Genomic DNA, 14764 nt, shown 5'->3' with positions numbered 1-14764 from the left:
ATCCCAGCTACTTCTGTGACCGCCGAACCGGTTGTCTCAGGATGCGGCCGCACCAGGGTCCCGGGGCGTCAGGAACCCGCCACGAGCATCAGACCGAGTCCGATCATGGTCAGGGCCACCAGTCCGTCCAGCACCCGCCAGGCGGCCGGCTTGGCGAGGTACCGGCCGAGCAGCCGGGCGCCGAAGCCGAGCGCGGCGAACCAGCACAGGCTGGCCAGCGCGGCACCGAGCCCGAAGGTCCAGCGCAGGTCGCCCCGGTCGGCGGCGAGCGAGCCGAGCAGGAACACGGTGTCCAGGTAGACATGCGGGTTCAGCCAGGTCATGGCGAGGCAGGTGAGCACGGCCCGCCGCCGTGAACCGGCCGCCGCGCCCTCGGTGCGCAGGCCGCCGGTGCCGGGCCGCAGGACCCGGCGGGCGGCCAGGGCTCCGTAGCAGAGCAGGAAGGCGCCGCCGACCAGACCGACCGCCCGCACCGCGCCCGGCCAGGCCACCACCAGTGCGCCCACCCCGCCGACGCCGAGCGCGATGAGGGCCGCGTCGGACAGGGCGCAGATGCCGACGACCGCGAGGACCGCGTCCCGGCGGACGCCCTGGCGCAGGACGAAGGCGTTCTGGGCGCCGATGGCCACGATGAGCGAGAGGCCGCTGCCGAAACCTGCGGCGGCGGCGGCGGCGAGAGAGCTGGACATGCTCTCGACGGTAGGGAAGCGATCTCTGGACGTACAGCTAAAGATTTTTACGTACCCTTAGCGCAGCTGTAGACGGGAGTGAAACGGTGGAGCTTCCCCTCGACCAGGTCCGGACACTGCTGGCGGTGGTGGACGAGGGCACGTTCGACGCGGCGGCCGCGGCCCTGCATGTGACGCCGTCGGCGGTCAGCCAGCGGGTGAAGGCGCTGGAGCAGCGGACCGGCCGGGTCCTGCTCCAGCGCACCAAGCCGGTACGGCCGACGGAGTCGGGAGAGGTCCTGGTGCGGTTCGCCCGGCAGCTGGCCCGGCTGGAACGCGACGCGCGCGGCGAGCTGGGCATGAGCGGTGCCGGGGAGCCGACCCGGGTGTCGGTCGCGGTCAACGCGGACTCGCTGGCGACGTGGTTCCTGCGGGCGCTGACCGGTCTCCCGCGTGTCTTCGTCGAACTGCGCCGGGAGGACGAGGACCACACGGCCGCGCTGCTGCGGGAGGGGCTGGTGATGGCGGCGGTGACCTCGTCGGCGGACGCGGTACCGGGGTGTTCGGTCCGGGCGCTGGGGCGGATGCGGTACCTGCCGGTGGCCGCGCCGGAGTTCGCGGCGGCGCATCTCACCGGGCCGCTACGGGATGCGCTGGCCGAGGCGCCGGTGATCGTGTTCGACCGGCGGGACGACTTCCAGGACGGGTTCGTACGGCGACTGGGGCGGGGTGGGGCCGGTTCGCTACGGCATTACGTGCCTACCTCGGAGGGGTTCGTGGACTCGGTGACGGCGGGGCTGGGGTGGGGGATGGTGCCGGAGGTGCAGGCGGAGCCGCGGTTGCGGGAGGGGCGGCTGGTGCGGCTCGGGGGGCCGGAGCTGTGGGTGGACATGCCGTTGTACTGGCAGCAGTGGAAGCTGGATTCGCCGGCGTTGGGGGCGGTGGCGGAAGCGGTGGTGAGGACGGCGGGTAGCGCGTTGCGTCAGCCGTAGGGGGGCCGCCGGTGGTCGTGCGAGTGCGGGTGGGTGTGGGCTGGTCACGCCGTTCCCCGCGCCCCTTCCAGGGGCGTCCGGTTCAAGGCGTTTACAAGTACCGTTCTGCGCTGCCCAGGAGCATGTCCAGTGCCGTCGGATAGGCACTCGTCACCATCCGCTTCGCCAGCAGCCCAGCCGCTTCCGCGATGCGCGGGTGGGTGGTGGCGGGCAGGCGGGCGTACGTCGAGTTCCACTTGGCCTCGTCCGCTCGCTGGGAGTCCTGCGGCAGGGCGAGGGACGCCGCGTCCAGAGCGGCGAAGGCCAGGGTCTGGTCGATGAAGGCGTGGTAGATGCGGACGGTCTCCGGCAGGGGGAAGCCCGCTGTGCGCAGGACGTCCAGGATCGCCTCGTCCGCTGCCAGCTCCTGCGCCCGGCCCGTCACCCGGTTCGCCGTCAGCAGGGCCGCCTGCGGATGGGCCACGTACTCCGCGTGGATGCGCAGACCGATCGTGCGCAGATCGGTACGCCACTCCCCCGTCGGCACCCAGCCCGCCAGCGCCTGGCCGATCAGCGCGTCGCCGATCGCCAGGGTCAGGTCGTCCATGCCCCGGAAGTAGCGGTACAGCGTGCTGGGGTCGCAGTCGAGGGCCAGGCCCAGGCGGCGGGCGGTGAGGCCCGCGCTGCCGTGTTCGCGCAGCAGACGCAGGGCGGTCGCCACGATCAGCCGCTCGGACAGCACCGTGCCGCCGCGGGTGGGCCGGCGCCGGCGGCGCTTCTCCTCCGGTACGACCGGTTTGGGCATCGGGCCCTCCCCTGAGGTTCTTGGTGATGCCGATGAGGTTCTCATGCCGAGGTTCTTATGCCAACGCCATTGACCTTACGGCAGGGTCCGGCGTTTGATTCCCGCCGGGCGCCCCCGTACTCGACCTCGCACACTGTTCGAGAAGGAGATTCCGCCATGCGTGTACTGCTCGTGGGAGCCGGTGGTGTGGGCACCGCCGTCACCCGGATCGCGGCCCGCCGCCCGTTCTTCGAGGCGATGGTGGTCGCCGACTACGACCCGGCCCGCGCCGAGGCGGCCGTGGCCGCCGTCGGCGACGACCGGTTCCTCGCCGAGCGGATCGACGCCGGTGACGAGGCGGCCGTGGCCGGGCTGCTGGCCCGGCACCGCTGCGACGTGCTGCTCAACGCCACCGACCCGCGCTTTGTGATGCCGCTGTTCCGGGCCGCCCGCAAGGCCGGCGCCGGCTACCTCGACATGGCGATGTCGCTGTCCCGGCCGCACGCCGAGCGGCCCTACGAGGAGTGCGGGGTGAAGCTCGGCGACGAGCAGTTCGCGCTGGCGGAGGAGTGGGCGACGGCGGGCGCGCTGGCGCTCGTCGGGATGGGCGTGGAACCGGGGCTCTCGGATGTGTTCGCCCGCTACGCGGCCGACGAGCTCTTCGACGAGATCGAGGAGATCGGCATCCGCGACGGCGCGGATCTGACGGTGGACGGTTACGACTTCGCGCCCTCCTTCAGCATCTGGACCACCATCGAGGAGTGCCTCAACCCGCCCGTCGTCTACGAGAAGGAGCGCGGCTGGTTCACCACCGCCCCCTTCAGCGAGCCGGAGGTGTTCGACTTCCCTGAGGGCATCGGGCCGGTCGAGTGCGTCAACGTGGAGCACGAGGAGGTTCTGCTCGTGCCCCGCTGGGTGGAGGCGCGCCGGGTCACCTTCAAGTACGGGCTCGGCCGCGAGTTCATCGAGACGCTCAAGACGCTGCACCTGCTCGGGCTGGACAGGACCACCCCGGTGACCGTGCCCGGCGCCGACGGCCCGGTCGCGGTCTCGCCGCGGGACGTGGTCGCCGCCTCGCTGCCCGACCCGGCGACGCTGGGCGACCGGATGCGCGGCAAGACCTGTGCGGGCACATGGGTGCGCGGGGTCAAGGACGGGCAGCCGCGCGAGGTGTATCTCTACCACGTTGTCGACAACGAGTGGTCCATGGCGGAGTACGGTTGTCAGGCCGTGGTGTGGCAGACGGCCCTCAACCCGGTCGTCGCCCTCGAACTCCTGGCCACCGACGCGTGGTCGGGCTCGGGCGTCCTCGGCCCGGAGGCGTTCCCGGCCCGCCCGTTCCTCGACCTGCTGACCGAGTACGGCTCGCCCTGGGGCCTGCGCGAGCAGTGACCGCCCGCGAATTCCAGGGGCCTTGGCCGTTTCGGACGCGCCTACTCCGGTGACCCGAAGTCGAGTACGCACATGAAACGGCAGAATCGACTTGGATCGCAGGTGACTTCGATGGACGACTGGCGAGACCACGCCGAGTGCCGCGAGGAGGATCCCGACCTCTTCTTCCCGATCGGCACCACCGGGCCTTCGCTGCACCAGACGCGGCGTGCGAAGGCCGTCTGTGAGCGTTGTCCGGTCCAGGATCAGTGCCTGGACTGGGCGATGGACACCGGGCAGACCGTAGGCATCTGGGGCGGTACGACCGAGGCCGAGCGCCGGCTGCTGACCCGGCGCCGGCAGCGGGCCGCGCGCCGGTTCAGCTGACGTCGGCCGGGGCCTCGGCGGCCGGCAGCCGCAGGGTGAACTCGGCCCCCTTGCCGGGTTCGCTCGCGGCTTCGACGGTCCCGTCGTGGGCGGCGACCAGGTGGCGCACGATCGGCAGACCGAGCCCACTGCCCCCGGTGCGGCGGCTGCGGGACTTCTCCGCGCGCCAGAACCGCTCGAAGACGTGCGGCAGATCGTCGGGGGCGATGCCCTTGCCGGTGTCGGTGACGGTGAGCACGACTGCGTCGCCGTCCCGGCGGGCGGCCAGGGTCACCGTTCCGTCGGCGGGGGTGTGCCGGATCGCGTTGGAGACCAGGTTGCCCAGCGCCTGCCGCATCCGCACCGGGTCGGCGTCGAGCCAGGCCGTGCCGTCGACGTCGGTCAGCAGCGTGACCCCGGCCGCGTCGGCGGCCACCCGGTGGGCGGCGGCGACCTGGTCGAACAGGTCGGCGGCGCGGACCGGTTCGCGGTGCATGCGCAGGGTGCCGGCGTCGGCGGCCGCCAGGTCCTGGAGGTCGTCGATGATCCGCTGGAGGAGCAGCGCCTCCTCGTGCAGCGATGCCAGAAGGGCCGGGTCGGGGTCGACCACGCCGTCCCGGGTCACCTCCAGCCAGCCCCGGATGTTGGTGAGCGGGCTGCGCAGTTCGTGGGCGATGTCGCTGACCATCGCCTTGCGCTGCTCCTCCAGGCGTTCCCGGCGCTCGGTGAGGTCGTTGAACGCCTCGGCCAGCAGCCCGGTCTCGTCCCGGGTCCGTACCGGCGCCCGCGCGTGCAGTTCGGGCGGCTGGCGCACGGTGACCGTCAGCGCGCGCAGCGGTCGGACGAGTCGGGTGGCGACCACGGCGGTGACGGCGACCGTGAAGGCGAGGACCAGTCCGGCCGCGCCGACGATCTTCGCCTTGTTGGCCCGGGACATGTCGAACCGGGGCACGGTCTGGTCGCCCAGGCCGAGGAAGAGTTCGGCGGCCGGGGCGGCATACGGTTCGAGTTGGGTGCGGCGGGCGCCGGTGATGCAGTTCTTCGCGATCTGGTCCACCTGTGCCTGGTCGCTCGCGGCCTTCTTGGCGGTGATGAGGAAGCCACCGGTGACCGGGTTGCGTCCGGTCTGGTCATAGGTGAGGTACAGCGGCCCCTCAAGGTCAAGGTCCTTGCCCTGGAGACAGGGGCGGACCAGGTTCGTCAGCGTGGCGAGGGCCTTCGTCTCGGTGCGGGTGGCGCCGACGATCCCCTTCTTCGCCATCGTGAGGGGGTCGCCCAGCCCGCTGTCGCAACCGATCGAGCGGAAGCCCGAGGCGTCCGTGCCGTCGTCGTCGACGAGGTAGGGCCGCCCGCTCGGGGTGTGGGCGACGGTGGTCTGGATGCCGTAGGTGTTGTAGCAGTACCGCTCCTTCTCCGCCACCATGTCCAGTTCTCCGCGCTCCTTCGCCGTCAGCCGGTACGGGCCGACCACCCGCGGGTCGATGCCGCTGAGCTGGGCGCCGGACCGGGTGTAGGTGTCGGTGTGCAGCGGGTCGATGGCGGCGGCCGGCCGGGGTGGCAGTGCGGTGCCCGGTGCCGCCGAGTCGGCGATCAGGGTGCGGTCGGCGGTGGTCAGCGCGATCCTGCGGCCGGTCTGCGCGGCCAGCGCGCGCACCGTGTGCCGCACCCCGGTCCAGTCGGGGTGGTCCGCCGCGTACCCGCTGAGCTGGGCGAGGATCTTGTTGTCGGCCGCGAGGTCCTGGCCCTGCTCCTCCTCCAGCGCGCTGGTGGTGGTCGTCACCGCGAGCCAGGCGGTGGCGGCCACCGAGCACGCGGCGATCAGCACCGAGGCGAACAGCAGCCGGACGAGCAGCCGTTTGCGCCACGGTATCCGGGCCCTCACGGACGGCCGCCGCTCAGCTTGTAGCCGACGCCGAACACGGTCAGCAGCCGCACCGGCCGCCGGGGATCGGCCTCGATCTTCCGACGCAGGTTCATCACATGGACGTCGACGGCGCGTTCGGTGGAGGCGCGGTCGAAGCCGCGGGTGCACTGGAGCAGCTGCCGCCGGGTGAACACCCGGTCGGGCTCCCCGGCCATGGCGAGCAGGATCTGGAACTCGGCCGGGGTCACCTCCACCGGCACCCCGTCGCAGCGCACCTCGTGCCGCACCGGATCCACACTGATCCCGGCGGCGATCACGGCAGGCTCCTCCCGCACCGCTGCCGTCCGCCCGCTGCGCCGCAGAATCGTCCTGATCCGGGCCATCAACTCCCGTGGACTGTACGGCTTGGTCATGTAGTCGTCGGCGCCCAGCTCCAGGCCGAGCAGCACGTCGTCCTCCTCGGACCGGGCCGTGAGCATCAGCACCGGGATCTCCGGGTCGCCGCCGCGCAGCACCCGGCACACGCCGAAGCCGTCGATCACCGGGAGCATCAGGTCGAGGACGACGAGATCGGGCCCGAGCCGCCGGGCCGCGTCCAGCGCGGCGGCCCCGTCGTGGACCACGGTCGCGGTATGGCCCTCGGCCAGCAGGGACCGCCGGATCAGCTCGGCCTGCATCTCGTCGTCCTCGGCGACCAGCACATGTGCGCACACAGGTTCGGATCCTAAGCGGTGTTCCGGCGGCCTACTGGGCGAGCCAGTCGGCGTACCCCATGACGACGGCCGGATGCCGGTCGGGGTCCAGGGTGCGCAGCAGTTCCCTCATGTGCGCCTTGGCGACGCTGACACAGGCGTGTGTCGGACCGCCGTGGTCGACATGCAGCCAGATGCCGCCGCCGCGCTTCACGCCCATGGGGCGGGTCCAGTCCAGGGGCGAAGTGCCCGGCTGCCGGTTGTAGTTGATGGCGACGACATAGTCGAAGGAGCCTTCCAGCGGCTCGCCCTCGAAGCCGGTGCCGGGCGAGTGGAAGCCGTACGACTGGTGGTAGGGCAGCTTGCTCCCCGGGTCCGCGAGCAGGCCTCCGGCGTCGGTGAGCCCGTACACGCCGACGGGCGAGCGCAGGTCTCCGGCCATGTGGCGCTCGCTCCAGCCGTCCCTGCCGTTGTGCGCGGGCCAACTGGCGCCGGGCTGCCAGACACTGTCGTCGCGCTCGTACAGGACGACGGTGGAGAGGGGCGAGTCCTTGCCCCGCCCTCTGGCGACGACGACCTGCTCCGCCCGCTCGGGTATCGCGGCCGCGGTCCGCGGCCCCAGCCCGGGTATGCCGGTGGGCTGCGGGCTGCTGCTCTCGGGTGTGGGGGCAGCCGACGTCCGCGCCGGCCGGTCGTCGTCCGACCGGCTCGACGCGGCCTCGGCGCCACCCCCGCACCCCGAGAGCAGGAGGGGGGAGGCGAGGAGGGCGACAGCTGTTCTGCGATGGATCATGAGACAGACCTTGGCCGACGGATGTAAGAAACTCGTCAGCTTTTGACGCCCGTTGACGGCAGCGCGCCCCTTCAGGGGCGCTGGGGGTCCCCCCGGCCGAAGGCTGGGGGAGGAACTGCGCGAGCAACCCCCACCGGCCCGCACCCGAACCGCTACGGCTTGCCCTTCTTGTACAACCACGTCTGGAACAACGAACCGAGATCCTGTCCCGACTGCCCTTCCGCGAGCTTCACAAACTCCGCGGTGGTCCCGTGCCCGTACCGGTGCTCCGCAGCCCACGCCCGCAGAATCCGGAAGAACACCGGGTCCCCGACCGCCTTCCGCAGCTCGTGCAGAGCCATCGCCCCCCGCGCGTAGACGGGCGTGCCGAAGATGTTCGCACCGCTCCCCGGATCCCCCGGCGGATACGCCCACAACTCGTTGCTCGCCGGCTTGGCGTACAGCGCGTCGAAGGACTTCTGCGCGCTGTCGCCCCCGTGCTGCTCGCTGTAGAGCCACTCGGCGTACGTCGCGAAGCCCTCGTTGAGCCAGATGTCCTTCCAGGCGGTGAGGGAGACGGAGTCGCCGAACCACTGGTGGGCGCTTTCGTGCACCAGTGTGCCGAGGTCGGGCGCGGAGTCGTAGATCGGCCGGCTCTGTGTCTCCAGGGCGTAGCCGACGTTCGGCGCGTGGTCGACGATCGCGCCGGCCGCGCGGAACGGGTACGGCCCGAACAGCTTGCTCTCCCAGTCGAGGACCGACGGCAGCTTCTTCAGTACGGCCGCGGAACCGCTCGCCTCGCGTGGGTCGACCGCGTTGTACACCTTGATCCCGTTCCGGGTGGTGTACTGCTCGACCTTGAACGTGCCGACCGTCGCGGTGGCCAGGTACGCGGCCATCGGCTCGCTCTGCCGCCAGCGGAAGGTGGTGCGGCCGCCGGCGGTGTGCTGCCCGAGGAGGACGCCGTTGGCGACGGCGGTGCGTCCCTTGGGGACGGTGATCGTGAAGTCGTACGACGCCTTGTCCTTGGGGTGGCTGTTCGCCGGGAACCAGGTCATCGCGCCCTGCGGCTCGCCGGCGACGAACGCGCCGTCGTCGGTGCGGATCCAGCCGTCCGGCGAGCCGTCGGGGTCGGTGACCTGCTTGGGGGCGCCGTTGTAGGTGACGGCGACCCGGAACTCCCGGCCCTTGGCGAGCGTGTGCGACGGCGTGACGACGAGCTCCTGACCGCTGCGGCTGAAGCGGGCGGTCCGGCCGTCGACCGTCACCCGGGTGACCTTCAGGCCGTTGAGGTCGAGGTCGAAGCGGGTGAGCTTCTGGGTGGCGCGGGCGGTGAGGACGGCCTTGCCGTCGAGGTGGCGGGAGGCGGTGTCGTAGCGGAGCGTCAGATCGTAGTGGCCGACGTGGTAGCCGCCGTTGCCGCTGAGCGGGAAATACGGGTCGCCCGCGCCCGCGGCGCCGATCGTGCTCGCCGAGGCCGTTCCGGCGGCGGCGAGCAGGGCCGCCACGGCGACCGGGACGGTGGCGAGGACGGCCTCGCGGCGGAGGACTGCGGTACGTCTGCTTGCGCCCTGCACATGTGCTCCTTCAGGGGGGGGGTGGCCGATGATCAATGGCCCACAGACTAGGCGCGCGGGCGTCCGCGTTTCCCCCTCATTCTGGTCAAGCTGTGCCCGTCGGCGGCCGGTGTTCCGGCCGCGCCGCATACGCTCACGGTACCGACACCGAGCCGAGAGGTGCCCGACCGTGAGCGTGCGCGTCCGCAGGATCTACGAACCGCCCGAGCCGGATGACGGTGTGCGGGTCCTGGTGGACCGGCTGTGGCCGCGCGGGCTGTCGAAGGCGGACGCGCGGGTGGACGAGTGGCCCAAGGGGCTGACGCCGTCGAACGAGCTGCGCCGGTGGTTCCACGACGGCGGTTCGTACGAGGAGTTCACCCGCCGCTACGAGGCGGAGCTGGACGCCCCCGAGGCCGCCGAACTCCTCGACGGCCTGCGGGAGTCGGCGAGCAAGGGTCAGGTGACCCTGCTCACCGCGTCCAAGTCCCCGGACCAGAGCCACGCCACGGTACTGGCGCGGCTCCTCTCCGCCTAGGCGGTCTGCCTGGCCGCCGCGCGTCCAGCCGCCCGGCCCGAGAACAGGCAGCCGCCGAGGAAGGTGCCCTCCAGCGCGTTGTAGCCGTGCACACCGCCGCCGCCGAAGCCGGCCACCTCACCGGCCGCGTAGAGGCCGTCGATCGGCTGCCCGTCGGCGTCCAGGGCGCGGGAGTCCAGGTCGGTCTGGATGCCGCCGAGGGTCTTGCGGGTGAGCACGTGCAGCTTGACGCCGATCAGCGGCCCGGCGGCCGGGTCGAGGATGCGGTGCGGGGCGGCGACCCGGCCGAGGCGGTCGCCGATGTAGCGGCGGGCGTTGTGGATGCCCTGGATCTGGGAGTCCTTGCTGTAGGAGTTGTTGATCTGCAGGTCGCGGGCGACGATCTGGCGGCGCACCTCGGCCGCGTCCAGGAGCGCCTTGTCGGTGAGCTGGTTCATCTTCTCGACGAGCTGGTCCAGGGAGTTCGCGGTCACGAAGTCGGCGCCCTTGTCGACGAAGGCCTGCACCGGGCCCGGTGCGCCCTTGCCGAGCAGCCGGTCGCGCAGCACGGCCTTGCGGTCCTTGGCGGTGATGTCGGGGTTCTGCTCGGAGCCGGAGAGCGCGAACTCCTTCTCGATGATCTTCCGGGTGAGGACGAACCAGGAGTGGTCATGTCCGGCGATGTCCTCGGTGGTGCGCAGGTACTTGAGGGTGCTGAGGGTGTCGTAGCCCGGCAGGCAGGGGTCGGGCAGCCGGCGGCCGAGGGCGTCCAGCCAGATCGAGGACGGGCCGGGCAGGATGCGGATGCCGTGGCCGGGCCAGACGGGGTTCCAGTTCTGGATGCCCTCGGTGTAGTGCCACATGCGGTCGCGGTTGACCAGGCGTACGCCCGCTTCCGCGCTGATGTCGAGCATGCGGCCGTCCACGTAGGCGGGGACGCCGGTGACCATCTCGGCGGGGGGTGTGCCGAGGCGCTCGGGCCAGTAGCGGCGGACGATGTCGTGGTTGGCGCCGATGCCTCCGGTGGTGACGACGACGGCCTGGGCGGTGAGTTCGAAGTCGCCGATGCGGTCACGGCTGGAGGCGACTCCGCGCGGCGAGTCGTCGGGGGCGAGGACCGTGCCGCGCACGCCGCGTGCCGCGCCGTCCTCGATGACGAGTTCGTCGACCTGGTGGCGGTGGTGGAAGGTGAGCAGTCCGTCGCGGGAGGCCTGCCTGGCGTACCGGACGAAGGGTTCGACGACGCCGGTTCCGGTGCCCCAGGCGATGTGGAAGCGGGGCACGGAGTTGCCGTGCCCGGTAGCGCGCAGGTCGCCGCGCTCGGCCCAGCCGACGGTCGGCAGCAGGCTGATGCCGTGGCTCTGCAGCCAGGGCCGCTTCTCCCCGGCCGCGAACTCGACATAGGCCCGCGCCCAGCGCACCGCCCAGGAGTCCTCGTCGTCCTTGCGGTCGAACTGGGCGCTGCCCTGCCAGTCGTTCCAGGCCAGGTCGAGGGAGTCCTTGATGCCGAGGCGGCGCTGCTCGGGCGAGTCGACGAGGAAGAGCCCGCCGAAGGACCAGAACGCCTGGCCGCCGAGGTTGGCGGCGTTCTCCTGGTCGACCAGGGCGACCCGGCGGCCCTTGCTGGTGAGTTCGTGCGCCGCGACCAGGCCGGCGAGGCCCGCTCCGACGACGATGACGTCCGCGTCCATGGCGACCGTTGCCTCTCTTGTCCGAAGGTCTTATCCGAAGGTCTTGTCCGAAGGGGTGCTGCCGTCGGTCAGCAGCGCGGTGAGCAGTTGCTGGAGCCAGGCGCGGGCCCGGTCGATGTCCTTGTCGAGGAGCAGCTGGGTGGTCACGCCGTCGTACGCGGCGACCACCGCGTGGGCGGCGCCGTCCACGCCGCCGAGGACCGCGGGGATCGGGGCGTGGCCGCGGGCCCGGAAGAGCCGGTCGGCGATGGCCTGCCGCAGCCGGGCGCGGTGGTCGAGGAGCGCCTCGGCGACGGCCGGGTCCCGGGCGGCGTGCACCAGGAAGTCGGTCTTCACCAGCAGCCAGTCCACGTCCAGGAGCAGCACGTCGGTGACCCGGTCCACGGAGGCCGGTACGTCCAGGTCGGGGCGGTCCAGGGCGAGGGCGTCGGCGACCTGCCGGGCGATGAGGTCGGCGCGGTCCCGGTAGAGGGCGAAGAACAGCTCGTCGAGGGTGGCGAAGTTGGAGTAGAAGGCGCCCCGGCTGAACCCGGCGGCCTCGCAGACCTCCTCGATGGAGACGCGCCCGAATCCCTTGGCCGCGAACACGGTGAACGCGGCGTCGAGCAGCCGGGCCCGGGTCTGCACCCGGCGCTGGGTGACCCGCTTCGTCGCGCCGTCGACGTCCATGTCCCTACCTCCGTTCCATACATGAACGTATCCGATACATGAATGTATCGAAAGACCTCGGCGCGAGGTCGTCCTCGCGAGGCCGCCATGATCGAATGGGAACATACTTTCGATTAAGGAGTACGCTGACTCCATGGCCACGCACCTCCAGGGCTCCCTGTTCGACCAGACCGACGAGCTGCGGCTCGGCTCCCTCGACGGCGCCGGCCGGACCGAGCTGGGGTCCGGCGCCTGGATCGACGTGCTGCCCGGCTGGCTGAGCGGCGCCGACGCCCTGTTCGAACAGCTGGCGGCAGACGTCCCCTGGCACGCCGAGCGCCGCACGATGTACGACAGCGTCGTGGACGTACCGCGGCTGCTCGCCTTCTACGGGGCGGGCGACCCGCTCCCGCACTCCGTGCTCGCCGAGGCGCGCGAGGCACTCACCCGGCACTACGCCGACGAGCTGCGCGAGCCGTTCACCACGGCGGGGCTCTGCTACTACCGCGACGGCCGGGACAGCGTCGCCTGGCACGGCGACCGGATCGGCCGGGGCGCGCGGGAGGACACCATGGTCGCGATCCTCTCCGTGGGCGCACCCCGGGACCTGCTGCTGCGCCCGCTGCGCGGCGGCCCCTCGGTCCGGCGCCCGCTGGGCCACGGCGACCTGATCGTGATGGGCGGCTCCTGTCAGCGGACCTGGGAGCACTGCGTACCGAAGACGGCACGGGCCGCCGGTCCGCGGATCAGCGTCCAGTTCCGACCACACGGGGTGCGGTGACCCGGATCCCCGTTGACAGGTGTCCCGCGCCATCTGGTTGGCTGTGCTCCGGTTCGGTCGGCAAGCTGCGGGAACGTCGGAGAGATCATGCGCGCAGAGGTACACGAAGTCGGCAAGGGCATCTATCTGGTGCACGGGCAGCACACCAACTGGGTGATCCTCAAGGACGGTGACGCCGTCACCCTGGTGGACACCGGCTACCCCGGGGACCGGCCGGGGCTGCTCGACTCCCTGGCTGAGGTGGGCAGTTCACCCGAGGCCGTCGCGGCCGTCCTGATCACCCACGCGCACAACGACCACCTCGGCTCTGCCGAGTACCTGCGCGACACCCACGGCACCCCGGTCTATCTGCACGAGGCCGAAGTACCGCACGCGCGGCGGGAGTTCCTCCAGCAGGTCTCGGTGGGGGCGGTGCTGAAGAACGCCTGGCGGCCGGGTGTGGTGCCGTGGCTGGTGCACGTCCTGCGGGTCGGCGGCACCGAGCAGCACCCGGTCGGTACGCCCGAGGCGTTCCCGGTCGCCGACGGCCCGCTCGACCTGCCGGGCCGGCCCGTCCCGGTGCACACGCCCGGCCACACCGACGGGCACACCGTCTACCACCTGCCCGAGGCCGGGATCGTGATCTCCGGCGACGCCCTGGTCAGCGGCCACCGCACCTCGCGCGTCAGCGGCCCGCAGCTGCTGCCCGACATGTTCCACCACGAGCGTTCCCGGGCGGTGGACTCACTCGGCATCATCGAGGCGCTCGACGCCGACGTGCTGCTGCCCGGCCACGGCCCCGTGCACCGGGGATCCGTCGAGGCGGCCGCCCAGCAGGCCCGCGAACGCGCCCTCTAGGGTCGGGTCATGGCATTGCAGATCAGCGCCACCAACCCGGAGCACCCCGCTCTCCTGCTCGAACTCCCCTGGGACGTCCCGCTGGAGGAGTGGCCCGAGGACTACCTCGTGCCACTCCCCCGCGGTATCTCCCGGCACGTGGTGCGCTACGCCCGGGCCGGCAGCGAGGTCATCGCGGTCAAGGAGCTGGCGGAGCGCCCGGCGCTGCGCGAGTACGAGCTGCTGCGCGACCTGGACCGGCTCGCCATCCCCGCGGTCGACCCGCTCGCGGTGATCACCGGCCGTACCGACACGGCGGGCGAACCTCTGGAGTCGGTGCTGGTCACCCGGCACCTGGGCGGCTCGATGCCGTACCGCTCGATGTTCGAGACGACCATGCGGCCGGCCACCATGCATCGCCTCATGGACGCCCTCGCCGTACTGCTCGTACGACTGCACCTGGCCGGGTTCGCCTGGGGCGACTGCTCGCTGTCGAACACGCTGTTCCGCCGGGACGCGGGCGCGTACGCGGCGTACCTGGTGGACGCCGAGACCGGCGACCTGCATCCGCAGCTGAGCAACGGGCAGCGGGAGTACGATCTCGATCTGGCCCGGGTCAACATCAGCGGCGAGCTGCTCGACCTGGAGGCCTCGGGGGCGCTGCACCCCTCGCTGGACCCGATCGAGTTCGGCTTCGAGATCTGCACCCGCTACGGCGAGCTGTGGGAGGAGCTGACCCGCACCTCGGTGTATCCGGCGGGCAAGTACCACTACATCGAGCGCCGGATCCGACGGCTCAACGAGCTGGGCTTCGACGTGGCCGAGATGCAGATCCAGCACTCCTCCAACGGCGACACCGTCACCTTCGTGCCGAAGGTCGTCGACGCCGGGCACCACCAGCGCCAGCTGCTCCGGCTGACCGGCCTGGACGCCGAGGAGAACCAGGCCCGGCGGCTGCTGAACGACCTGGAGAGCTGGATGGCCACCCAGGACGACTACGCCCCCGGCGACCCCCTCGCCGCCCGGCCCGAGGTGCTGGCCCACCGGTGGGTGCGGGACGTCTTCCGCCCCACCGTGCGGGCCGTGCCGCTGGAACTGCGCGGCTCCATGGACCCGGCCGAGATCTACCACGAGCTGCTCGAACACCGCTGGTACCTGTCCGAGCGGGCGCAGCACGACATAGGCCTGGAGATCGCGGTCGAGGACTACATCAAGAAGGTGCTGCCCAAGGCACGGGAGACCCTGGAGCCGGTCGCTCCCGAATGAC

The 14764-nt window shown here is 71.7% G+C and carries 15 protein-coding genes; 7 read left to right on the top strand and 8 right to left on the bottom strand.

Translation table 11 applies throughout. The features are described 5' to 3' along the window. Nucleotides 1-68: 68 nt before the first annotated feature. Complete coding sequence (locus ACZ5K7_RS26685; RefSeq protein ID WP_468916909.1) at nucleotides 69-689, bottom strand: LysE/ArgO family amino acid transporter; 621 nt, start codon at nucleotides 687-689, stop codon at nucleotides 69-71. An 86-nt stretch (nucleotides 690-775) separates the two neighbouring features. Here ACZ5K7_RS26685 and ACZ5K7_RS26680 point away from each other — a divergent pair, with 86 nt between their 5' ends. Continuing rightward, a complete protein-coding gene (locus ACZ5K7_RS26680) occupies nucleotides 776-1660 on the top strand; it encodes a LysR family transcriptional regulator ArgP (protein WP_468916906.1) in 885 nt (294 codons plus the stop codon). Between the two features lie 91 nt (nucleotides 1661-1751). On the opposite strand, the gene ACZ5K7_RS26675 is transcribed toward ACZ5K7_RS26680, so the two are convergent. Next, the gene (locus ACZ5K7_RS26675) at nucleotides 1752-2444 is read right to left on the bottom strand and encodes a TetR/AcrR family transcriptional regulator (protein WP_468916903.1); all 693 of its coding nucleotides are present in this window, start codon (nucleotides 2442-2444) and stop codon (nucleotides 1752-1754) included. Nucleotides 2445-2600: 156 nt separating this feature from the next. Here ACZ5K7_RS26675 and ACZ5K7_RS26670 point away from each other — a divergent pair, with 156 nt between their 5' ends. After that, entirely contained in the window at nucleotides 2601-3815 is a 1215-nt protein-coding gene (locus tag ACZ5K7_RS26670) for a saccharopine dehydrogenase family protein (protein WP_468916900.1), read from the top strand. A gap of 111 nt (nucleotides 3816-3926) precedes the next feature. After that, nucleotides 3927-4181 (top strand): WhiB family transcriptional regulator, encoded by a 255-nt coding sequence (locus ACZ5K7_RS26665; protein ID WP_351707834.1) that lies wholly within the window; start codon nucleotides 3927-3929, stop codon nucleotides 4179-4181. On the opposite strand, the gene ACZ5K7_RS26660 is transcribed toward ACZ5K7_RS26665, so the two are convergent. The 4 genes from ACZ5K7_RS26660 to ACZ5K7_RS26645 form a co-directional block, all read right to left on the bottom strand. Continuing rightward, on the bottom strand, nucleotides 4174-6042 hold the full coding sequence (locus tag ACZ5K7_RS26660; RefSeq protein ID WP_468916897.1) for a sensor histidine kinase: 1869 nt from the start codon (nucleotides 6040-6042) through the stop codon (nucleotides 4174-4176). The two genes, ACZ5K7_RS26665 and ACZ5K7_RS26660, sit on opposite strands and share 8 nt — an antisense overlap. Beyond that, the gene (locus ACZ5K7_RS26655; RefSeq protein WP_351707828.1) at nucleotides 6039-6737 is read right to left on the bottom strand and encodes a response regulator transcription factor; all 699 of its coding nucleotides are present in this window, start codon (nucleotides 6735-6737) and stop codon (nucleotides 6039-6041) included. The genes ACZ5K7_RS26660 and ACZ5K7_RS26655 overlap by 4 nt, the downstream gene beginning before the upstream one ends. Nucleotides 6738-6768: 31 nt before the next feature. Beyond that, on the bottom strand, nucleotides 6769-7509 hold the full coding sequence (locus tag ACZ5K7_RS26650; RefSeq protein ID WP_468916895.1) for a hypothetical protein: 741 nt from the start codon (nucleotides 7507-7509) through the stop codon (nucleotides 6769-6771). Between the two features lie 152 nt (nucleotides 7510-7661). Continuing rightward, the gene (locus ACZ5K7_RS26645) at nucleotides 7662-9065 is read right to left on the bottom strand and encodes a M1 family metallopeptidase (RefSeq protein ID WP_351707822.1); all 1404 of its coding nucleotides are present in this window, start codon (nucleotides 9063-9065) and stop codon (nucleotides 7662-7664) included. A gap of 169 nt (nucleotides 9066-9234) precedes the next feature. Here ACZ5K7_RS26645 and ACZ5K7_RS26640 point away from each other — a divergent pair, with 169 nt between their 5' ends. Continuing rightward, nucleotides 9235-9582, top strand: coding sequence for a DUF488 domain-containing protein (locus tag ACZ5K7_RS26640; protein ID WP_351707819.1), 348 nt, complete (start codon nucleotides 9235-9237; stop codon nucleotides 9580-9582). On the opposite strand, the gene ACZ5K7_RS26635 is transcribed toward ACZ5K7_RS26640, so the two are convergent. Both ACZ5K7_RS26635 and ACZ5K7_RS26630 read right to left on the bottom strand, forming a co-directional pair. Further along, nucleotides 9579-11252, bottom strand: a complete 1674-nt coding sequence (locus ACZ5K7_RS26635) for an FAD-binding dehydrogenase (protein WP_351707816.1) — start codon at nucleotides 11250-11252, stop codon at nucleotides 9579-9581. The genes ACZ5K7_RS26640 and ACZ5K7_RS26635 overlap by 4 nt on opposite strands. Before the next feature lie 30 nt (nucleotides 11253-11282). Continuing rightward, a complete protein-coding gene (locus ACZ5K7_RS26630) occupies nucleotides 11283-11921 on the bottom strand; it encodes a TetR/AcrR family transcriptional regulator (protein WP_468916892.1) in 639 nt (212 codons plus the stop codon). A 133-nt stretch (nucleotides 11922-12054) separates the two neighbouring features. On the opposite strand from ACZ5K7_RS26630, the gene ACZ5K7_RS26625 reads away from it, so the two are divergent. The 3 genes from ACZ5K7_RS26625 (at nucleotide 12055) to ACZ5K7_RS26615 (ending at nucleotide 14763) form a co-directional block, all read left to right on the top strand. Further along, nucleotides 12055-12681, top strand: coding sequence for an alpha-ketoglutarate-dependent dioxygenase AlkB (locus tag ACZ5K7_RS26625; protein WP_468916890.1), 627 nt, complete (start codon nucleotides 12055-12057; stop codon nucleotides 12679-12681). Between the two features lie 87 nt (nucleotides 12682-12768). After that, complete coding sequence (locus tag ACZ5K7_RS26620) at nucleotides 12769-13518, top strand: MBL fold metallo-hydrolase (protein WP_468916888.1); 750 nt, start codon at nucleotides 12769-12771, stop codon at nucleotides 13516-13518. Nucleotides 13519-13527: 9 nt separating this feature from the next. Then, a complete protein-coding gene (locus tag ACZ5K7_RS26615; protein ID WP_351707804.1) occupies nucleotides 13528-14763 on the top strand; it encodes a DUF4032 domain-containing protein in 1236 nt (411 codons plus the stop codon). Nucleotide 14764: the final 1 nt, after the last annotated feature.

The sequence above is a fragment of the Streptomyces sp. NPDC031497 genome, from assembly GCF_055580905.1.
The sequence above is the reverse complement of the archived record's forward strand: the minus strand, read 5'-3'. Positions and strand labels throughout refer to the sequence as shown.